Here is a 20,866-nt window from a genome sequence, read left to right on the forward strand (position 1 = left end):
TTAAATCTGAATCGCATCTACGCTGTTGCGGCATGCACGGATCACGCTCAATGCTGCCAATGTTGATGTTTTGGGATTGCTCTCCAAAGGCACACCAATCATTTCAATACTCATTTGACCAAACCGCCCTTGGGCAATAATGGTATGTTTGTTTTGGTTAATATGTGGATCGACCGTTAGCTCAACCATGGTTTCATCCATGCCGATACCCGCCAATGCAATGGTGGCAGCCACGTTGGCATTGGCTGGAAAATGCAATGCCGCTTCACGCGCAGTACCGGTATAAAAAACGGTGGCTTCAGTCACTTGATCTAAATCAATGAGCTTTTCTGCATAACTGCCACGCCAACTGTTTGGACTTTTGCAGCCTTTATAAGTGACCTTTTCCAATCCACCTTCTTTGGCCGCTGAAATGCCGTCAATTCCTGCAATCGCACCTGCCAGTAAATGAATGTGTGCACCCGAATGTTCAGCGGTATTTTGCAACTCTTCAAAGAAAGCGCTGTCAGCCAAAGTGCCCACAGAGATCAGGCCAATGTTCCAGCCTTTTGCTAAAACTTTCGTGGCATGTTCTTTCACCGCAGCTTGGCCTGCCACTTCAATCACATAGTCGGGCGTGCCATCACAATCGTCGATATCGGAAATGACCTGCACATCTGCGGCAAGCGCGTCCTGTACACTGGCAATACTGCGCTCTGGTACCACCACCCATTTCAATTTAAGGTCTTTGGGCAAATGGCTGCGAACCTCATTGGCCATTGCGCCAAAACCAATCATCATCAGCTGTTTCATATGCCCACCTTATAAATGCTTGTTAAAGCCGCCAGAAACATCGATTGCGGAACCTGTGGTATATGACGCCATTGGCGATGCCAAGAAAACCAAAGCGCGCGCGGGCTCTTCAGGTTTGCCTAATCTCTCCATTGGAATACCTCGTTTTTTAGCGATATTGCCAATCCATTCTTCCCACGTTTGATTTTGATCAGAACGGGCTGCAAAACGGCGTTTCCACTGTGCAGATTCCACCATGCCCAATAGGATTGAGTTGACACGAATACCGTATTGAGAAAATTCATGCGCCAATGAATGGGTTAAATTCAACAATGCTGCACGTGCAGATGAGGTCGCTATCATGTGCGGTTCAGGCTGCAACGCTAGTAATGAATTGACATTGGTAATCGATGCACACTCTGACTGCTGCAATGCTGGCAAAAATGCGCGGATAGGATGCAGCACACTGAAATATTTCAATTCAACTTCTTTCAGCCAATCTTCATCCGCAGTATTTTCGAAGTTTGAAACACGACCTTGGCCTGCGTTATTAATTAAAATATCCACGCCACCAAATTCTTTTTGAACTTGATCTGCAAATTTTTTCACATCAACTTTATCTAAAACGTTGCAAGTTGAGGTAAAGACTTTGGCATTTGGGTACCGTGATAAAACCTGTGCTTTTGACTCATTCAAACGCTGTTCGTCACGACCACACCAAGCAACTTGTGCGCCTTCGGCTACCAAAAGCTCAACCGTTGCCAAGCCAATACCAGACGAGCCACCGGTGACTACTGCTTTTTTGCCTTCTAATTGGAAGCTCATTTTCCTATCTCACATCCGTGCGTCATGTAGCGACAATAAAATTTGGTTAAATTGCGCTGCTTGATCCAAATAACTCAAGTGGCCTGCAGCGGCAATTTCGTAGCATGGATTCAACTGAAACTGATCCGCCAATGCTTGAATATCCTGTGGAGGCGTTATGCCATCCGCCATGCCTTTAATCACATGAATATTGTACTGTTCTGGGTTTAAATAACTTTGAATCGCGTCATAGGCCAAAAGATACGATGCATCAGTAAAGCCTTCTAATTGAATGTTTTGCATCACTGTTTCAATCAGCGCTAATGCCTCTGCTGAAGCATTAGCAACCAAATGCGGCCCACGTGATTGCGCCATGCCTGATGCGCCTAAGGTCTGCAGCATTTTTGGACGCTTTTCAAAGACATCCTGCTGCTTTTGTGCATCACTACCTTTATAACCCTGCGCTGCATTGGCAAGGACCACTGCATCTACCATGTCTGGATAGCGTGCATTAAAGGCTGCTGCCTGCATTGCACCTAAAGAATGACCGACCAAAATCATTTTGTTTTGATCCGGAGCTGATCCTAAGTTCAGGCCTAATGCAGTCAACATGCCTTTTAAACGCTGTGCATAATCTTCTGCATTCGGCTGTTCTGCAGCTAAAGGATCTGACTGGCCATAACCCGGTGCATCCCATGCAATCACATGAAAATGATGACTCAAATCTTGCAACTGCTTGACCCATGAACCTGAACCCGAACTGATGCCATGCAGCAAGACCAGAACTTTGCCTGCGCCTGCCTCACGGTAAGATTGCTGTACACCGTCAAACTGAACGGTTTTTAATTCAAACTGTGCCAATTGCTCAACTAAAGTCATCTCTTTTCTTCCTAAAATTAACGCTTGATTTGAGACAGAGGGTGTTCAGGCGGATAGTTCGGAATCGTCGGCTTGCCAGTACCTAGCATTACGCACATTAGGGCATCTTCACTTCCTGGGTTAAATAAGCCGCGGTAAATCCCTGGTGGAATTGAAATCAAGTCACGTTCTTTTAAGCGGGTTGAAAACTTCTCGCCTTCATGTTCGATAAAAAGATCAATTTCACCACGCAGCATAAAGAACACTTCTTCTACATCGTGATGAATATGCAACGGACCTTCGCACTGCGGTGGCAAGACCATAGTTGAAAAGGTAAAGTTTTCTGCAGGCACCGTATTTCCATCATTTGCTACACCTGTTGCACCTGTCCCCATATAACGCATTTGCGCACGACGGTATTTCGGGTCGTAATCTGCTTGAAATTTGAGTGCATCATAATCGTATTGACGCGTTTCAAAGCGAGCGATGCGTCCGCCAATCCATTCTTCTAATGTTTGACCTTCAGGCTGTTTCCAAGATTCAAATTGCTGTACAGACATGATTCTCTCCTTATTTCAGCTCACTGCGATTTCATAAAAGTGGAGCTGGATCTGATCTAAATTGTTCTTACCGTCAGCACCAGTTGCTTTAAGCGTCATGACGGTCATGTATATCGGTTAAATAAAAGTAAGGGCTGATTTCTTGGCTTTAACTTTGGCTCAAGCCTTAATAACGTTTCAGCAATGGCGCGAGGAAGAAGGAACCGATCACGGCGACTGCTGCCAAGAAGGTAATGCCAATATTGAAACTACCGGTTTGCATTACGATCGCACCAATTAATACCGGTGCCGCTGCACTGGCAAAGTTACCAAGACCATTGAAAATACCGCCTGCTGTTGCGCCTACGTCTGCTGTAGTAATACGTGCTAACAGTGCAAATACTGCTGCTACACCGAAGCCCCATGCCATAGCACTTAGAGACATCGCTAGAATCACCATCACAGGATCAGTTGCAATCACCATGGCATACATGAATATCCCTGCAATCAGTAAGCCACCGCTCACTTGAATCGCACGTTTGCCCATTTTGTCCGAAAGGAATGCACCAGCGACTTCACCCACTAACATCGCAATGAATGGAAGACTTGAGTAGGCACCGAATTCTTTTAAGTTAAAGCCTTTGTCTTGAATTAAGTAAGAAGGCACCCAGCTGTTTAAACCCCAGAGGTAAGTCATCAATGCAATGTTAAAGATGCACAGTAACCAGAATGAACCGTTGCTTAGCAAAGTTTTGGTATGCGCCACATGGGTACGGAAATTTACGCGTTTACCAACACCTTCCAAATCCACTGTGCGTTTCAACTGTAAGTTACCTAGGCCATACACAATCAGTATCAATACAATGAAGGTCAATGCCCCCATGACAAAGAACGTGGTGTGCCAGTCATAGTGCGCCAAAACAAATGCAGTAATCGGAAAGCCTAGGAATGCGCCAATTGGAGTTCCGAGGAGGAACATTGTCGAAGCACGCGCTTGCTGACGGTCGGTATATGTTTGTTTCACAATGGTATAAGCCAAAGCAAACAATGGGCCTTCAGCTAAACCGAGCAGAACGCGCAGCGTCATCATCGTAGAATAATCTGTGGTGAAACCCATCAAAAACATCAATAGGCCCCAAGACGTCACACTCCAAAACAGCATTTTTTTAGGACAAAAAATATCGCCTAAAAAGCTCAGAAACATTGACGAAAAACCGTAAGCTAGCAAAAAGCTTGTCATCAGCCAGCCTAGTTTTGCCTTGTCCTGTGCAATGCCCATCGCATCTTGAAACGTTGCATCTGAAAACAAGACAGCAATACTAATTTTGTCAAAGAAAGCCAGTACCACGCAGATCATTAAAATGATCGCTGGGGTCCAATGCTTTAATCCTGTTTTTGCATCATTATCCATGGGTAAATCCTTTCATTCATGGGCTAATATTTTTTAAACGCTTATTTCAATTTCATTAAATTAAAGTCTGGATCTTGCAATTGAGCTGGATCCAATTCGCGCTGGCTGGCCATCCATCGTTTTGCCAGTTTGATTAATTTTGAATCATTCACTGCGATCATATTCAGCAGCTGTTGATTTGCATCTAAATAGAAAAAACTGATTTGCGTTTCTGTAGTTTTACGAATCACCACCTGATGAGTTTTTTCAGGCTGATAAGTCCCTAAAATCTGAATGTTGCATTGATACTGATCTGACCATAACCAAGGTATATCCTGATAGGCTGTCATCTCACCCAACATTGATTTTGCTGCAGAAATAGCCTGATTTTGCGCATTCGCCCAAGACTGAATGCAGTAACCGAGTGATGGATGAATAGCCACATCACCTGCAGCATAGATATCTACATCTGAGGTTTGTCCATATTCATTTACCACAATGCCATCTTTAACTTCGAGTTCAGCTAAAGTAGCTAATTCTTTTGCAATTTCTGCACCTGCGCCGACCACCACACAATCAAACTGTTTTAATTTAATGTCTGCATCAAATACTTCAACATGATGATCTGCAGTTTCAATCAAATGCAATTTGGTCGCATTTAAATGAATCGCTGTACCATTGCTTTCATGCAAGTGCTTGAGAAAATCAGAGACTTCTGGGCTGACACTGCGTGCGCAAAGGCGTGAACCGTATTCAAAAATTTCGACCTGCTTGCCCTGCTTACGCGCAGTCGCAGCAATTTCTAGACCAATCCAGCCACCGCCAATCACGGCAATATGTTCTGCAGCTTTAAATTTTTCTGTCAGCTTTTGGCAGTCTTGAATATCACGCATGGTGTATACATTCTGCATGCTCGACCAAGCTGAAACAGGAATACGCGCTCGGCTTCCTGTCGCAATCAGCAATTTGTCATAAGGCAAAACTTTGCCGCTTTCCAAATGCACGGTTTTATCCGCTTTATCTAGTTTGACCGCATGATCTGGCTTGTGCCAAGTCACTGAAAAATCATTCACCTGCTCCTGAGAAAACAGATTCAAGCTTTCTACTTCTGCTTCTTGTGACAGCACTTGCTTTGACAATGGTGGACGTTCATAGAACACCTGCTCTTCATTTGAAACTACGTGAATTTCACCGTCAAAGCCTTGACCACGTAAAGTATGTACTGCCCATCCTGCAGCTTGGCCTGCACCGACAATCACTATTCTGTTCATGCTGATCTCCTTATCACCATTTACCTTAGGCAGGCTTTACTTGACGGCGGGTTTCATGGTCCAAACCACCTTCAATTGCCCATTCGGTAAATAATTCCAAGCTGTGCTCTTCTACACGCGGCTGCCATGCTTCAGTTAGGTAATCATCATTGGTGTAGTACTCAAAAGCACCGCCCAATGGTGAGTTCACATACCAAAAGTAAGCCGATGATATTGGGTGACGACCCGGACCAATAAAGGTTGACCAGTCTTGACGATTCATACTTAAACCGCCGCCAATGACTTCATGAATATCACGGACCACAAATGCGACATGGTTCAAGCCCGCTGGTTTATTCGGCACGGACAATAAGAACAAATCATGATGGAAACCTTCGCCGCGGCAGCGTAAGAATGCACCGCGCTTACGGTAAGCATCGGATAAATGGAAGCCAACTTTCTCAATATAAAATGCTTGTGTCGTTTCCAAATCTGGTGTGAAAAACACCACATGACCAATGGCTACCGGTTCTGCTTTTTCATACACAGGACTAGCTGCATTCACACGCTGTATATTGCCAAATTGGTTAATGCCTTCTGTTTTTGCTTCTGGCAATGCATGCGTTATGCTTTTTTCAAACACAATGGTCATGCCGTTAGGATCGCGGCACTGCACATGCGATGCTGAACTTGCAAAACCCGGCTCATTGGCTAAATTTGCTTTTAAACTGTCAAAATCTTGATCATTTTCAACACCCCATGTTACTTCACGTAGTGTTGAACCGGCTTCAATGGCTGGCGGTAAACGTGCATCAGAGGTATCAAAAAGATACAGTTTGCTGCCATTTTGCGTTTGATATAAATCTGTACCATCAATATCTGTTGCCACCGACTTTAAGCCAAAATCAGCTAAAAATGTCTTTGCCTCTTGGCGGTTTTCGACACCAAATTTAAGGACTTCAATTCCTGTAATCATGTCTTGCTCCTTAATTAAATACGAAACCGCCATTCACAGGAATATTCTGTCCGGTCACAAAAGATGATAAATCTGAAAGCAGATAAATCGCTGTGCCGTTCACATCCTGCGGAAGTTGTTGACGCTGTATTGCTCTTCCATTCACATACAAATCATGGCGTGATTGCGGGACATATTCTGTGGCTTCGACCAGTGTTAAACCTGGGCTGATGGTATTCACACAGATATTATCTGCGCCTAACTCACTTGCCATTGAACGGGTCATCGAAATAATGGCGCCTTTACTTGCAACATAAGCCATCAGCTTTGGTGCGCCCCACAGCGCTGTATCGGAAGCAATATTGATAATTTTGCCCTGTCCTGACGCTTTTAAATGTGGTACGCAAGCTTGAGAAACCAACCAAGTGCCTTTAACATTGACAGTCATCACACGGTCCCAAAGCGCTTCGTCATAGCTCATCATATCTACACCGCCCACCCCTGTCGCCAAAGCAGCACAGTTGATCAAGCCATCCAATCCACCTAAAACACCTACGGCAATTTGTACGGCATTTTGAATCGAATTTTTATCGCTCAAATCAATCATGACAGATGAGACTTTTAAGCCATTTTTCGCCAAGCTTTGCGCTTCATCATGCACTTGATCTGCCAAGATATCAGCCATCACCACCGCAGCGCCTGCTTCAGCAGCCGCTTGGGCGAAATCAAGTCCTAGGCCGCGCGCAGCTCCGGTAACCAAGATGCGCTTGCCGGCTAAAATCTGCACATTAGCCATTTGACGCTTCCTTCATTTCAATGCGATTTTCATCTTTCACTTCACGCAGCGCTAAGATTTTTTTGATTTGCTTTTCCGCCTCTTTTTTCATCAGGCGGCGTAAGCGAGATAAGCCTACATCGTGCTGATAAAGGAATTCGTGTTGACGTGCATTGGGCGCCATGTTTTCTAAGATAATGCGGTCTTGTTCCAGTACATCCCAGTGCAATTGCTCAAGATGGTTACGGTACAAGAAACGCCAAACATTACGTTGCCAACCTGACACTTTACGGCAGCGCCAGAAGAATACGCGAGTGTTGTCGGCATCAATCGGGGTAGCAAAACCGACAATCCAAAACTCACCACCCGGACCAAAAGACTTACGGTAAGGAATCGATAAACGTAACCATGCCGCCCCCGTTTGACCATATTCAACCCAGTCAAAGTTCACACCAGTTTGACCTTCTTTTTCAAAGACGAAACCATCTTGGGTTGCGCGGTGCTTCATTTCAGCTGTACGTTCACCTTCCGCCATCGAGTGCGATGTACAATGCAGGTATGTGCCGTGCATCGGGTCCATCACGTTATCAATGGCATATTGATGATTCACTTTCCAATCTGCCATACATAGGAATGAGCTCCACTCATCACTTGACAGCTGATCGGGTAAGTTAAGTTCTGCAGGCGCTTCACTAGCATCAAGACCAAACCAAATGAAGATCGCATCATTCATTTCTTTGACTTGATATGATTTTACACAGTCGCTGCCTTTGAGCGGGCAATCATTTACTGCTGGCACATCTTCCACCACGCCGTCATGACGTACTTCTACACCGTGATACCAACAAGCAACGCGGTTACCCAAATTCCAGCCAAGCGATAAACGTGCGCCTCGGTGCGGACAGCGGTCTTCTAGTGCATGTACAGCGCCTAGCTCATCGCGCCATACCACAATATTTTCGCCTAAACGGGTAATCCCAACAGGATTTGAACCTACTTCCCAGCTTGCCAAGACTGGATACCATTGATCACGCAGACCAAGATCCAAATATTGTTCTAAATTAATTTCTGCAGTCATGATGAAATCCTTTTCTTAATAGCCTAGACGCTGCATTTCTTTCGAGAAGCTCTCAGTGGTCCAGACCTCTCCTGCTACTGTTCTAAACCCTTGCTGATTCAGTGCATCGGTTAATGCATCCAGTTCTGTCACATCGTTATTGAAGGCTTGAATTAAATGCTGCACAAAATCCAATTCATATTGGCTCGGCGCGCGGCTGCGGTTTTGCCAAACCAAATGTTCAACCTGACCCGGAATTTGAATATTGTTAATGCCTGCGTCATTCGAAGGCGTTGCGTTAATCCATTTAGCTAGCTTTTCGTTAAATGCTTTCATGTGAATATTTCCTTTTCTTCCTTCAGCCTTAGAGTTGAATTTGAACTTCACCGTTTTCAACGCGTACTGGGTAAGTACATAAATCTCTGCAACCAGGGCCACTTTCCAAAGTCCCTGTTTCCAAGTTGAAAATCGCTTCATGCAGCGGGCATTCAACTGTCAGTCCTTCAATGAAGCCTTCTGTCAGTAACGCAAATGCATGCGGGCAGACGTTTTCAACCGCGAAATAATTTTCTTCGATAAGAAAGACACCGATCTTTTTGTCTTCGACTTCAACCGCTTTTGGCTCTTCATCAGCGACTTCATTCACTTTGCAAACAGATATCCAGTTCATATGCTCATCTTCCATGTTTTATATGCAAAACAATATTTAATATTTGAAACATTATGAATAGAATAATGCGTGAGCAATTTAATTGTCAATTTTTATAAATTTATATATTTCATAAAGATAGTTAAAAAACACATTTTGCAATGTTTTATTTACAAATTAATGTTTTATATATAAACATTGCGATCTCATTTTTAGGCCGCTAAAATAGCCCCAATAGGTTATTTATTTTTATATAAACTTGATCAAAGATGAGCTTGGCAAATGAATTCAATTAATAACGATGCCTCTTTAGAGAAAGAAACTGAATCTTCCAATGACGAGCGCTATTTAGTCCCAGGCTTAATTCGTGGCTTGGCCATTTTAAAATTATTCGATCAACATCATCAGGAAATGACCATTTCTGAAATCGCGGAAAAAATAGATGTAAACCGTTCCAGCGCTTTTCGTTTAATTCACACCTTAGAGCACTGCGGCTACCTGCGAAAAATGTCGCAAAAAACCTATGCGCTCAACAGCAATGTGATGGAACTGGGCTTTAACAGCTTATCTAAATCATCACTGACCGATTTGGCTGCGCCGATCATGCGCGAATTGCGTGACCGAATTAAAATTGCGGTGCATTTATCGGTCTTAGAAGGCACAGATATTGTTTTCGTCAGCAATGTTCAGTCCAATGGTCCATTTACCAGTACCGTGCATATCGGCACACGCTGGCCTGCACATGCAACGGTGATTGGTCAATTGATTTTGTCGCAACTTTCGGAAGCTGAAGTCATCAAGCGTTATGAAAATATTCAAGATTGGAAAATATTTTCGGAACGTACACCGCGTAATATTGAGGCTTTATTAGAACGACTGCGTGAAGTACGCAATCAGCCATTTATGGTGAGCTGGGGACATTTCAATACAGATATGGCCGCTTGTGCTGCGCCTATATATAGTCAGGCAAGTGGGAAAATGAGCGCTATTTTGTCGGTCAGTTGCCCTTTGAGCACCTATACAGAAGCTCAATTCCGTGGAGAAGTTGCCAATACCGTCATAGAATGTGCCGATAAAATTTCAAAATTTATTTACGTCTAAATAGATGGAATCACTTTAAACATCTCGAAATCAAGCATTTTGAGATGTTTTTAAATGACGCTCAGTAGCTCAACATTTAGATAAAATTCATCAATCAATGGTGACTTTATATTGTTGTATTGCCGATACAGTCTACAGTTTCTGTCTTAAGTTTCCACGCGATAAAAATGATTTTGCATAAAGACGCCAAACATAGAAGCAAATAATTGCCGATCTTGTTCAGCTTGAAAGATGCCCCCGAAATAGTCCCGATCTGTGGTTAAAATTAAATCTAAGAATGTTGCCTGCTTGGGAACGGCACCCTTTCTTTGGCAATATGCAAAATATGCACTGACATCTTCAAATAAAATCCACCACTCCTGTGGACTTCCAATCTGAACGCCACCTAATGAATGCTCTAGATCAAACATCGCATTAAGCAGATATTGAAAATTTTGCTTTGAACTTTGAAATTGAAATCTCGGATAATCTGTTGTTAGATTTAATTCGATCAGATGTAAATGGATTCTCCGAGCACGCTCTAATCTACATTTAACTTTTAAATATTGTTGATAACGACGTCGATCTTTTGCTGTGACCGTTGTTAAGCGAGACAAATCCATATTGTCGTGTAAATCACTGAGTTTTACTTCACACGCTATTGCATTTTTAGCGGTACGCTGCGCAGCTTGAAATCGGTTCTCACCTGCTGTTTTAGTCAGTGCCAGTATCGCGTCGATAATATGGGCTTGAAAATCTAAAGCATGAAGCTCATCCGTCGTTGTCTCTGTATCTTCTAAAATGTCATGTAATACAGCGACGATTTTAGCATCGGGATGTTGCACATTTTGCATCACACGAAGTGGATGCTGAATATAAGCTTGACCCGCTTTATCGACTTGTCCGAAATGGCGTTCAGTCGCCAATGAAATCGCGTTTTCTAAAGTTGAAATAAAGAATCTCCCCTTCGTGGTCTTTTTTATTTTTCTCCATCATATTAACCAATGAATACATCTATTTATAGCTCTAAGCACGCCCCTAACGACACAGATTGACTCGCAAAATACATATCTACCGTGAATTATCGTGAGCTAGATCTTTTGCAAATAGTTCTATGCCATTCGCGCCAACATTTCCAAAGTAATTTTTTTCACCTCTTCTTTACTTTGCTGAATATGGCTGCGCATTTTCTCCAATGCCGCTGTAACATTATGTCCAAGGATCAATTGTAAAATCTGTTGATGCTCTGCATAAGTGGCTTCAATTCGATAATCTTTAGAAAAATCTAAGCGACGAATAATACGAATTTTTTCACTCACATCCCGATGCACCTTTGCCATTTCACTATTACCGATTGCTTCAAGCAATTGGCAGTGAAATGCTTCATCTTGCATCGATAAACTTTTTAAATCATGCAAATACTGTTCAGGCTGAATACACCACAAATTCACCAATGTCTGTAAAGCCTGTTTGAGTTGTTCTGTTTCCATGTTGCAGAGCTGCTCAATGGCATAGCATTCAAGCAAAATCCGCAAATCATAGAGTTCTTCATAGGCTTTAAAATTGAGTGGCTTCACCTCCCAACCGCTACGAAAATTTACCCTTACATAGCCATCTTGCTGTAAACGGTATAAAGCCTGCCGTACGGGCGTACGGCTCACTTCATATAATTCAGCAATTTCAGATTCGGTGAAACGTGCGCCCGGTTTGAGCTGGAAATCAAAAATATCGCTTTTTATTTTTTGGAAAACCAGCTCAGACAAGTTGTCTGAGCTTTTCCCAACAATGGTGGTTGTGGTCATGTTTATTCCATATAAACCAGCGGTTCACCGCTATGTACCGTTTGTCCTGCACGGCAAATAATCGCTTTCACGATACCATCATCATCGGCATAGACTGGAAGCTCCATTTTCATCGCTTCAATAATGGCTACAGTCTCACCTTTCTTCACAGACTGTCCAGCTTCGACAAAAATTTTCCAAATGTTGCCGGTCATCGATGCATTTAAAGCTGCATACTGGCTATAGTCGGTATCATCTTGCAGGATTTCCATTTCCGCAGGTGCATCAAACTCATCTTTCCAGCGTTCAACTTCAGTTGTAAATGCCTGCTGCTGCTGTGCTTTAAATTCGGCAATACTGTCCTTCTCTGTTTCCAAAAAGGCTTGATAGGCTGCAAAATCAAATTCAGTTTCTTCAATTTTGATTTCCGCCACACCATTGGCAAAGTCAGCACGGAATTGATCCAGTTCAGCTTCAGTTACTTCATAATATTTAATTTGATCAAAGAAGCGTAAGAACCATTGCTGATCGCCAAACTGCTTGTTCTTTTTAAACTTATTCCAAATGGGCAATGTACGACCAATCAACTGATAACCGCCCGGTGAGTCCATGCCATAAATACACATGTACATACCGCCAATACCCACTGTGCCTTCTGCGGTAAAGGTACGTGCAGGGTTATATTTCGAACTGAGTAAACGATGACGTGGATCAATTGGCACGGCACAAGGTGCGGTTAAATACACATCGCCCAAACCTAAAATTAAGTAATTTGCATCAAAAATAATGTCTTTGACTTGCTCACGGCTGTCTAATCCATTAATGCGCTGAATGAAATCGACGTTATTTGGCAACCAAGGCGCTTTAGCACAAACACTTTCTTGATAACGTTCCACAGCACCTAAAGTGGCCGAGTCCTCAAATGCCATCGGTAAGTGAATAATACGGGATGGAATCTTGTTTTGGCTCAAATCTCCCATCTCATTTTCGAGTCCTAATAAGAACTGAATTAAATTCGCTTGGCTGAAACACAATCCATCATATTTAATTTGCAGTGAACGCACACCCGGTGAAAGCTCTAAGATTCCATCAATATTCGCTTCACGAATGAGCTGCATCAGTCTATAAACACGTAAGCGTAATGCAAGATCGAGGACATTTTCGCCATATTCCAACAAGATATAACTGTCACCTGCCTGACGATAGACCGCTTTTGGCGCATGTGCATCCGCTTCACGCACAGCCAATATCCCTTCAGGCTTGCATTCAAAATTGACCAACGCTGACTTTTCAGGCGCTTGAGCAAAGTTTTGGATATCGGCAATTTGCTGAACTTCCAATGCATTGGCTTGTTCAACACTCATCGGATAGAAACTAATGCTGTCATCTGCCTTAAGTTGACCAATTTTCCAAAGTTCAGCTTTGGCAATCGTCACTGGGCAAACAAAGCCACCGAGGCTTGGGCCATCTTTCGCCAAAATCACAGGGAAATCACCGGTGAAGTTAATCGCCCCAATGGCATATTCACAGTCATGCACATTGGATGGATGCAAACCTGCTTCACCACCATTTTCACGTGCCCAGCTTGGGGTCGGGCCTGTTAAACGAATGCCTAAACGGTTTGAGTTAAAGTGTACCTTCCATGTTGAAGCAAAAAATTCTTCAATATATTCAGATTTAAAGAAATCTGGTGCACCATGCGGGCCATAGAGCACACCAATTTTCCATTCTTTGCCATAGCTTGGAATACGTTCTGCTGCCAAAGCTTGCGGTGCTGCTGTTGCAATTTCCAATCCATCTAAAGGCAGACTTGGATTGACCATTTTAATCATGTCACCTGCACGCAGCACTCGCCCTGCATGACCGCCAAAATTACCCAATGCAAAGGTTGAGCGGCTGCCTAGATATTCAGGTACATTTAGTCCGTTGCGGATTGCAAGATAAGTACGGCAACCCGACTCAACTTGTCCAAGTACTAATGTTTGCCCTGCTTTGATGCTGATCGGTTGCCAAAAATCGACATTCACACCATCTAGAGTCGCGCTACATGGCGCACCTGCAAGGGCTACAATGTTGTCTGCATGAAATTTTAAACTCGGCCCTTGTAAGGTAAACTCAAAGCCTGCTGCCGATTTTGGATTACCCACAATTTGATTAGCCAATTGAAATGCATAATCGTCCATTGGGCCTGATGGCGGTATGCCAATATCCCAATAGCCCACACGCCCCGGATAATCTTGAATCGTACTTTGTGTACCCGGTTGCAGCACCTCAATCACATTTGGCACGTATTTAAAATCATCCAGCAGACGTGTCCAGATTTGCATATTATCAAAGCGTGCATCAGACACTACGGTATGTGCATAGTCTAAGTTGGTGCTGATGCCATTCAGGCGAGTTTCAGCCAAGGCTATTTTTAGCTTGGCAATCGCACTGTCTCGGTCTGCGGCATGCACAATAATTTTGGCAATCATCGGGTCAAAATATTGTGAAATTTCAGTGCCTGTAGATACCCAGGTATCTACACGAATGTCTTCAGGGAAATACACATCTGTGAGTACCCCCGGACTTGGCTGGAAGTTTTTCACTGGGTCTTCCGCATAAATACGCACTTCAATGGCAGCGCCATTGGGCTGAATATTGCTGAGTTTTTCCCAATATAAAGCATCACCAGCTGCCACTTTCAGCATGCATTCAATCAGATCTAAACCCGTCACCATTTCCGTTACAGGGTGTTCAACCTGCAAACGGGTATTCACTTCAAGGAAATACACTTCATCACGGGCAGCATCATAGATAAACTCAACCGTACCTGCGCTGCGGTATTTCACCAATTGACCAAGCTCTACAGCAGCACGGTGCAATTTTTGACGTGTTGCTTCTGGTAAGTGCGGTGCAGGTGTTTCCTCAACGACTTTTTGGTTACGGCGCTGCAATGAACAATCGCGCTCCCCAAAAGCAACGACTTGACCTAAACCATCACCAAAAATTTGTACTTCTACGTGACGGGCTTTATCGACAAAACGTTCGAGGAAAACACCCGCATCTTTAAAGAATTGCTCGCCTAGACGCTTTACACTTTCATACGCATCTTTTAATGATTGTTCATCATCACAGCGGGTTAAACCAATACCGCCACCGCCAGCGGTGCTTTTCAACATGATTGGATAACCAATCTCTGCAGCAGATGCGAGCGCTTCATCCAAATTTGCCAATAAACCTGTACCCGGTGTCATGGGCACATTGGCTGCCGCAGCCAATTCACGTGCACGATGCTTCAAACCAAACTCTAAAATTTGTTCAGCCGTTGGCCCCATAAAGGCAATGTTATTTTCTTCACATGCACGGGCAAAGTCGGCACTCTCAGATAGAAAACCATAACCGGGAAATATTGCTTCAGCGCCAGTTTGTTTGGCTGCTTGAATCAATTTTTCAATACTTAAATAAGTCTCTGCAGGTTTAACACCATCAAGTGAAACTGCTACATCTGCATCTAAGACGTGCTGTGCATAACGGTCTGTCTCTGAATACACAGCAACTGACTGAACACCGAGTTTCTTTAATGTACGAATCGCACGAACAGCAATTTCACCACGGTTTGCAATTAAAACTGTTTTAAACATGATTATTTCCCCGAATTTTTTAATTTGATTTTGCTGTTGTTGCTTGCAGTGATTGGATATAGGCGCGCCAGCCGCCAAATTCACTGATATTTTTTGCACCGTTTAGGCCATAAGGTTCACAAATAAAGCCTTTCACCCAACGTCCATCGGCAAGCTCGATATTGCCCATACCCAGTGGTGTTGGAATTTCAGCAACAAATTCACCAAAGCGTGCTTTTGGAATATCCCAAAGCTCGACAATAATTTTTTGACCCGCTTCCTGACGCGCTAAACCTGGTTTCGGCGGTACTGTGCCCGGCAGTGCATAGAGGGCGTAATCGGCAGAAGTGGTTGTGGCTTCAACATGCACGGCTTGGCGTGTTGTCAGTTGGAAATTGAGTGGCATGCCTGTGAGATGTGCGCCTACGACTGCAACTCGAAAATGCTGTGCAGATGGTGCAGAAATGACTGAAGCTTTTTCAGGCAATGTTTTCGCTACTGCACCGAGGGGTAGTTTCAGATGGCTTTGCCATTTTTCTGCAAAATCTGCTAATGCTGCATCGTGCCAAGCCGGCGCAATGAATGTGATTCCAAAAGGCAGCCCGTCGGCACGAAAGCCTGCAGGTACAGCGATGGCACTCAGGTCTGCTAAATTGGTAAAGTTGGTATAGGTGCCAAAGTGGCTATTATTTTCAATTGGCGATTCAGCCATTTCTGCAAGTGTGTGTATGGTTGGCGAGCTTGGCACCACTAAGGCATCAAATTGCGCTAAGGTTTGCTGAATGTCTCGAGCCAATTCTTGCTTTAAATATTCGGCGTTATAAGCATCAACCGCAGTGTACTGCTGGCCTTTTTGAATAATTTCTAAAACTGTTGGATCAAAATCTTGTACCGATGTTTCTAATAAGTCTGCAACTGCAGCTGTTCGCTCTGCGACCCATGATCCTTGATACAGTTGTACAGCCAATTTTGCAAAAGGACTGAAATCAATTTCAGTTAGTTCTGCACCTAATTTTTTTAATTCAATTAATGCTTGCTGAAATGCAACAGCAGATTGAGCATCACCAAAAAATTCTAATTGTTTTGGAATGGCTAAATTTAATTGTGCGCTGAACTTTGCAGGCGCTGTAGCAGGATTCACACGTGAATAACTGTCGGTTACATCAAAACCTTCCATAACTTCTGCCACTGCAGTTGCATCAACGACAGTTAAAGCAAAAATTGAAATGCAATCTAAGCTTTTACACGCAGGCAGTAAGCCAGTATTTGAAAAGCGACCTTTGGTCGGCTTTAAGCCAACAATATTATTAAATGCTGCGGGTATACGCCCTGAGCCTGCTGTATCTGTACCGAGCGCAATCGGGACTAAACCGCGCGCCACTACACTGCCTGAACCTGAACTTGAACCACCGCTTACAAAGTCAGAATTAAAAGTATTCGGCACTGCACCAAATGGCGAACGTGTACCGACCAATCCTGTGGCAAATTGATCAAGATTAGTTTTGCCAACAATGATGGCACCCGCTTGTTTTAAGCGTTGCACCACAAAGGCATCTTCAGTTTTTATGTCCGTAAATAACTTAAATGCAGCGGTAGATGCAAAACCTACCACATCTATATTGTCTTTCACTGCAATAGGCACACCAAATAAAGGTAAGGCCGCAGCATTTTCGATTTGTTTTAAAGCGTCAATCTGTGCAGTTAATTGTTCTATCGATGCAATGGAAATCCATGCTGGATCTGCATGATCAAATTGCTCGACCAAGGCATATAATTCTTCGAGTTGAATTGTGTTATTCGCGTAGCCCGCTTTCCATTCTTCTAAAGTCCAGCCTAAAGTTTTTATTGGGTTCATTGATGTGCTCATTCTTGTATCCAAGTTTGAATACTGTGCTGCACACATCATGCCAACTCTAATTATTCTTTATTTTTCAATATTTTAATATATTTTACCAATCATTTACCTATTTTATTTAGGCAATACAAAACGATAAGTGTTCTATTAAGTTTCCAAGCTCCACTATTTTGGTGCATGACTTTTATAATCGTGTTTTCAATAGATTCTTTTGATTTAGATGCAGATATAAATACAGTGAACTTTCTATTTTCAATATTTATAAGTTTTCGATTTAAATGTTTTGTATGACTTTGAACTTAGAATAAAAACAACTGAGAAATATTTTGAACTTTATATAGAAAAAGATACATCAATGATGGCTAAAGCAATATTGGGCTTTGAGATTGATCGGGTTGAATAGAAAAGTAGTAATAAAAAAAAGCTATTGATTCGCAAAATTTAGTTAAACAGTCAAAACTAAAAAATGGTGCGCTCAGCGCGCACAATAAATACATTATATTAGATTGATTTATAAGGTAAATTTAAAAACAATAATTTCCTTTACCGTAAAAAATACCGTAAAAAAATCTATTAACTTATTTAAGACAATTTTGAGTTTTTGAGATGGCGTCAATTGAACTCAGACCCTAAACTAATGATATTAAATATTAATTTATATAATCTAGAAATTTTGTACCCAATTGTTACCCAAATTAGATTTAGTTTATTGAATCCTAAAATTAATTTTGTTCAAAGTCAGTTTTAGGATTTGAACTTGTGTATTGAGATTAACACATGTAAATTGAATATAAAATGAAATGTTATATTGTTACTTTTTTATATTTCTATTTTTCATGTATCATTTAAGGATACAACTGTAGGGATAAAGTTATGTTTGAAAATATTGATGCTTTAAAAACAAAATTAGATCAGCATCGTCCCCTTTCTCCTGCAATTGTAAAAAATCTACAAGAAGATCTTATTGTTCGCTGGACATACCATTCAAATGCAATCGAAGGCAATACTCTGACATTGTTAGAAACAAAAGTTGTTTTAGAAGGTATAACAGTCGGTGGCAAAGCATTACGAGAACATTTCGAGGCAATCAACCATAGAAATGCGATTTACTACGTTGAAGACATTATTCGTAAAGATGAGCCTTTTTCTGAATGGCAAATTCGAAATATCCACCAGCTTATTCTCAAAAATATTGATGATGACAATGCAGGACGTTATCGCCAGCAAAACGTATTGATTTCAGGTGCTACGACTACTCCACCCGACTATACTCTACTAAATGACAAAATGGCTCAGCTCGTGGATTGGTATAATTCGGAAGCACTCACGCTTCATCCTATTGAACGAGCTGCTAAAGTACATGCAGATTTTGTTGGTATTCATCCTTTTATTGATGGCAATGGTCGTACATCACGTCTACTCATGAATTTAGAACTAATGAAAGCTGGTTATCCACCTTGTGTGATTACTGTAGAAAATCGTTTAGCTTACTATGAAGCATTGGATCAATGGATGGCTTATGGAAAGACTGAAACTTTTATTCAATTAGTTTCTGAGGCTGTGCTCGAAGGATTTAAACCATATCAGGTTATTTTAGGGATATAACCCGCTTTTACGGTAATCCTCCCATAAATAACTGAAGTTAAAAGTAGAGGTTAAGCAGCCATTAGAGGTGGCCTTCCTTTGTTAGCTTGGTGTGGTCTTTCATGATTGTAATGCCACAGCCAATCAGTTGCGTAATCTTGAACTTCTTCTAACGTATCAAACAAATGCTTGCTCAGCCAACTATAACGTATAGTCCGATTATATCGTTCAATATACGCATTTTGCTGTGGCTTGCCCGATTGAATATATTCTATACGAATACCGTTCTCAGTAGCCCAGCGTACAAATTCATGACTGATAAATTCAGGTCCATTGTCACATCGAATTACTGAGGGTTTCTCTCGATATTCCAGTAACTGATTGAGGGTTCGAATAACTCGGATTGTAGGTAATGAGAATCCTGCTTCAATAATTAGGCCTTCTCGACGGTAATCATCAATCACATTTAATAATCGGAACTTTCGACCATCGATCAGCTGATCATGCATAAAATCTAATGACCAGACCTGATTTTCTCGGATTGGTTCTTTCAATGGTTCAGGCGCGTGCCGTTTTAGTCTTCTTTTCGGTTTAATACGCAGATTTAGTGCCAACACACAGTAAATGCGGTAAACCCGCTTGTGATTCCAGCAATGATTCTCAACATGTCGTAAATATGTGAAGCACAGACCAAATCCCCAATCGGAATTTTCCTCAGTGAGTTCAATGAGCTGTCCAGCAATTAATGCATTGTCATCGCTAAGTTTAGCCTGATAACGGTAGCAGGTTTCACTAATGCCAAATGCAGAGCAAGCTAAACGGATACTAACCGCATGCAGGGCAACGGCTTGTTGAGCCATCTGACGTCGGCAAGATGGCTCACCACTTTTTTGACATTGCTTCCTGAATAATCTCTGCCTTTAATCGCTCTGCAGCATACATTTTTTTTAGTCTGGTATTTTCTACTTCCAACTCTCTGAGTCGAACCATTAATGAGGTATCCATACCGCCATATTTAGCACGCCATTTATAGAATGTAGCATTGCTCATGCCATGTTCACGGCAAAGAGTAGCTACAGGTGTACCAGATTCAGCCTGTTTCAAAATGGACAAGATCTGACTGTCAGTAAATTTAGATGTTTTCATGCAGAATCTCCTGCTTGTATCTTAAGAGAAAATTCTACTTTTAGATCCTTTTATTTTTAGGGGGGATTACCCATCTAGATCTGAAATGACTTGACGGCATCTTTTTGTGTCATAAGCTCCATCGGTATAGACCGAATCAATTTGTTCACCCAAGGGAATTTGATAAAGTAAATCACCAAGTACTTGCGAATCGATCACATTATTTGTAGTGAGCTGTACTGCACGTATTTGAAGGGTTTCAGCATCTATAGCAATATGAAACTTGCGCCATTGACGACCATATTCAGGTCCATGTTTCTTACGTTTCCATTCACCTTCACCTAAAAACTTCAAGCCAGTGGAATCTACGAGTAGATGTAGCCATTGCTACTTTTTTGGTAGCTAATCTCAATATGCTTTTGTCTTCTACAAAGCGTACTGTAATCTGGTGCTGTCCAATTTAATCCGCAAAGTTTAATCAGACTTTGAACAAAACCTGTGACCATACGTAAAGAGAGTCTGAATAAAGATTTGATCATCAGACAGCATTGGATGGCTATATCTGAATAAGTTTGATTTCGACCATGTTTACCTTTGGGTTGAGCGTACCATTGAGTCTTGGGATCAAACCAAATTGAGAGATTTCCTCGATTTATTAATGCACTGTTATAAGAAGACCAATTGGTTGTACGATAGATTTTAGGTGTGGGTTTATTCATTTTCGAATTATATTGCTGAATAAGACTTTATCGGTAGATTTGTGCAACAAAGCCTTATCGATATAAAAATCC

17 protein-coding genes and 2 pseudogenes are annotated in these 20,866 nt (G+C 42.2%); 2 read left to right on the forward strand and 17 right to left on the reverse strand.

Going from position 1 to position 20,866, the window contains the following annotated elements; genetic code table 11:
- From FTU62_RS04345 to FTU62_RS04395, 11 genes are all read right to left on the reverse strand, one after another.
- On the reverse strand, window positions 1–792 hold the full coding sequence (locus tag FTU62_RS04345) for an aspartate dehydrogenase (protein WP_180076850.1): 792 nt from the start codon (window positions 790–792) through the stop codon (window positions 1–3).
- Window positions 793–801: 9 nt separating this feature from the next.
- Entirely contained in the window at window positions 802–1,596 is a 795-nt protein-coding gene (locus tag FTU62_RS04350; protein WP_180076849.1) for an SDR family oxidoreductase, read from the reverse strand.
- Window positions 1,597–1,605: 9 nt separating this feature from the next.
- Window positions 1,606–2,454, reverse strand: coding sequence for an alpha/beta fold hydrolase (locus FTU62_RS04355; RefSeq protein ID WP_180083991.1), 849 nt, complete (start codon window positions 2,452–2,454; stop codon window positions 1,606–1,608).
- Between the two features lie 17 nt (window positions 2,455–2,471).
- Entirely contained in the window at window positions 2,472–2,993 is a 522-nt protein-coding gene (locus tag FTU62_RS04360; RefSeq protein WP_180076847.1) for a cupin domain-containing protein, read from the reverse strand.
- Between the two features lie 166 nt (window positions 2,994–3,159).
- Window positions 3,160–4,383: an MFS transporter gene (locus tag FTU62_RS04365; protein WP_180101931.1), complete on the reverse strand. Its 1,224-nt coding sequence runs from the start codon at window positions 4,381–4,383 to the stop codon at window positions 3,160–3,162.
- Window positions 4,384–4,424: 41 nt separating this feature from the next.
- Window positions 4,425–5,633, reverse strand: coding sequence for an NAD(P)/FAD-dependent oxidoreductase (locus FTU62_RS04370; RefSeq protein WP_180101932.1), 1,209 nt, complete (start codon window positions 5,631–5,633; stop codon window positions 4,425–4,427).
- A 25-nt stretch (window positions 5,634–5,658) separates the two neighbouring features.
- Window positions 5,659–6,588 (reverse strand): VOC family protein, encoded by a 930-nt coding sequence (locus FTU62_RS04375; protein ID WP_180076844.1) that lies wholly within the window; start codon window positions 6,586–6,588, stop codon window positions 5,659–5,661.
- Between the two features lie 10 nt (window positions 6,589–6,598).
- On the reverse strand, window positions 6,599–7,363 hold the full coding sequence (locus FTU62_RS04380) for an SDR family oxidoreductase (RefSeq protein ID WP_180076843.1): 765 nt from the start codon (window positions 7,361–7,363) through the stop codon (window positions 6,599–6,601).
- On the reverse strand, window positions 7,356–8,420 hold the full coding sequence (locus tag FTU62_RS04385) for an aromatic ring-hydroxylating dioxygenase subunit alpha (protein WP_180083981.1): 1,065 nt from the start codon (window positions 8,418–8,420) through the stop codon (window positions 7,356–7,358). The genes FTU62_RS04380 and FTU62_RS04385 overlap by 8 nt, the downstream gene beginning before the upstream one ends.
- A gap of 15 nt (window positions 8,421–8,435) precedes the next feature.
- Window positions 8,436–8,735: a recombinase-like helix-turn-helix domain-containing protein gene (locus FTU62_RS04390; protein ID WP_180076841.1), complete on the reverse strand. Its 300-nt coding sequence runs from the start codon at window positions 8,733–8,735 to the stop codon at window positions 8,436–8,438.
- Window positions 8,736–8,763: 28 nt separating this feature from the next.
- Entirely contained in the window at window positions 8,764–9,069 is a 306-nt protein-coding gene (locus FTU62_RS04395) for a non-heme iron oxygenase ferredoxin subunit (RefSeq protein WP_180101982.1), read from the reverse strand.
- 261 nt (window positions 9,070–9,330) lie between these two features.
- Here FTU62_RS04395 and FTU62_RS04400 point away from each other — a divergent pair, with 261 nt between their 5' ends.
- Window positions 9,331–10,149 (forward strand): IclR family transcriptional regulator, encoded by an 819-nt coding sequence (locus FTU62_RS04400; protein ID WP_180076840.1) that lies wholly within the window; start codon window positions 9,331–9,333, stop codon window positions 10,147–10,149.
- A gap of 530 nt (window positions 10,150–10,679) precedes the next feature.
- On the opposite strand, the pseudogene FTU62_RS17365 reads toward FTU62_RS04400, so the two are convergent.
- The 4 genes and pseudogenes from FTU62_RS17365 to atzF form a co-directional block, all read right to left on the reverse strand.
- Window positions 10,680–11,081: pseudogene (locus tag FTU62_RS17365) on the reverse strand (guanosine-3',5'-bis(diphosphate) 3'-pyrophosphohydrolase); the annotation flags it as partial.
- A 159-nt stretch (window positions 11,082–11,240) separates the two neighbouring features.
- Window positions 11,241–11,930, reverse strand: coding sequence for a GntR family transcriptional regulator (locus tag FTU62_RS04410; RefSeq protein WP_180101933.1), 690 nt, complete (start codon window positions 11,928–11,930; stop codon window positions 11,241–11,243).
- 2 nt (window positions 11,931–11,932) lie between these two features.
- Window positions 11,933–15,532 carry an urea carboxylase gene (uca, locus tag FTU62_RS04415; protein ID WP_180101934.1) on the reverse strand — a complete coding sequence of 1,200 codons (3,600 nt, stop codon included), beginning with the start codon at window positions 15,530–15,532 and terminating at the stop codon, window positions 11,933–11,935.
- Between the two features lie 19 nt (window positions 15,533–15,551).
- Window positions 15,552–17,366 carry an allophanate hydrolase gene (gene atzF / locus FTU62_RS04420; protein ID WP_180101984.1) on the reverse strand — a complete coding sequence of 605 codons (1,815 nt, stop codon included), beginning with the start codon at window positions 17,364–17,366 and terminating at the stop codon, window positions 15,552–15,554.
- Window positions 17,367–18,239: 873 nt separating this feature from the next.
- On the opposite strand from atzF, the gene FTU62_RS04425 reads away from it, so the two are divergent.
- Window positions 18,240–18,971 carry a Fic family protein gene (locus FTU62_RS04425; RefSeq protein ID WP_180101935.1) on the forward strand — a complete coding sequence of 244 codons (732 nt, stop codon included), beginning with the start codon at window positions 18,240–18,242 and terminating at the stop codon, window positions 18,969–18,971.
- 50 nt (window positions 18,972–19,021) lie between these two features.
- On the opposite strand, the gene FTU62_RS04430 is transcribed toward FTU62_RS04425, so the two are convergent.
- Together FTU62_RS04430 and FTU62_RS04435 are read right to left on the reverse strand one after the other, a co-directional pair.
- A protein-coding gene (locus FTU62_RS04430) for an IS3 family transposase (RefSeq protein ID WP_180101936.1) occupies window positions 19,022–20,096 on the reverse strand; the annotation gives its coding sequence in 2 pieces (ribosomal slippage) (window positions 19,022–19,835 and window positions 19,834–20,096; 1,077 coding nt in all).
- Between the two features lie 78 nt (window positions 20,097–20,174).
- A pseudogene (locus FTU62_RS04435) lies at window positions 20,175–20,794 on the reverse strand (IS5 family transposase); the annotation flags it as partial.
- Window positions 20,795–20,866 lie beyond the last annotated feature (72 nt).

This window comes from Acinetobacter sp. YH12126, assembly GCF_013418745.1.
Taxonomy (GTDB): Bacteria; Pseudomonadota; Gammaproteobacteria; order Pseudomonadales; family Moraxellaceae; genus Acinetobacter; species Acinetobacter amyesii.

Excerpts from the sequence above, each read along its gene's own strand:
- FTU62_RS04345 (WP_180076850.1), bottom strand. The coding sequence starts at position 792 with ATGAAACAGCTGATGATGATTGGTTTTGGCGCAATGGCCAATGAGGTT.
- FTU62_RS04365 (WP_180101931.1), bottom strand. The coding sequence starts at position 4,383 with ATGGATAATGATGCAAAAACAGGATTAAAGCATTGGACCCCAGCGATC.
- FTU62_RS04355 (WP_180083991.1), bottom strand. The coding sequence starts at position 2,454 with ATGACTTTAGTTGAGCAATTGGCACAGTTTGAATTAAAAACCGTTCAG.
- FTU62_RS04360 (WP_180076847.1), bottom strand. The coding sequence starts at position 2,993 with ATGTCTGTACAGCAATTTGAATCTTGGAAACAGCCTGAAGGTCAAACA.
- FTU62_RS04380 (WP_180076843.1), bottom strand. The coding sequence starts at position 7,363 with ATGGCTAATGTGCAGATTTTAGCCGGCAAGCGCATCTTGGTTACCGGA.
- atzF (WP_180101984.1), bottom strand. The coding sequence starts at position 17,366 with ATGAACCCAATAAAAACTTTAGGCTGGACTTTAGAAGAATGGAAAGCG.
- FTU62_RS04375 (WP_180076844.1), bottom strand. The coding sequence starts at position 6,588 with ATGATTACAGGAATTGAAGTCCTTAAATTTGGTGTCGAAAACCGCCAA.
- uca (WP_180101934.1), bottom strand. The coding sequence starts at position 15,532 with ATGTTTAAAACAGTTTTAATTGCAAACCGTGGTGAAATTGCTGTTCGT.
- FTU62_RS04395 (WP_180101982.1), bottom strand. The coding sequence starts at position 9,069 with ATGAACTGGATATCTGTTTGCAAAGTGAATGAAGTCGCTGATGAAGAG.
- FTU62_RS04400 (WP_180076840.1), top strand. The coding sequence starts at position 9,331 with ATGAATTCAATTAATAACGATGCCTCTTTAGAGAAAGAAACTGAATCT.
- FTU62_RS04410 (WP_180101933.1), bottom strand. The coding sequence starts at position 11,930 with ATGACCACAACCACCATTGTTGGGAAAAGCTCAGACAACTTGTCTGAG.
- FTU62_RS04370 (WP_180101932.1), bottom strand. The coding sequence starts at position 5,633 with ATGAACAGAATAGTGATTGTCGGTGCAGGCCAAGCTGCAGGATGGGCA.
- FTU62_RS04385 (WP_180083981.1), bottom strand. The coding sequence starts at position 8,420 with ATGACTGCAGAAATTAATTTAGAACAATATTTGGATCTTGGTCTGCGT.
- FTU62_RS04350 (WP_180076849.1), bottom strand. The coding sequence starts at position 1,596 with ATGAGCTTCCAATTAGAAGGCAAAAAAGCAGTAGTCACCGGTGGCTCG.
- FTU62_RS04390 (WP_180076841.1), bottom strand. The coding sequence starts at position 8,735 with ATGAAAGCATTTAACGAAAAGCTAGCTAAATGGATTAACGCAACGCCT.
- FTU62_RS04425 (WP_180101935.1), top strand. The coding sequence starts at position 18,240 with ATGTTTGAAAATATTGATGCTTTAAAAACAAAATTAGATCAGCATCGT.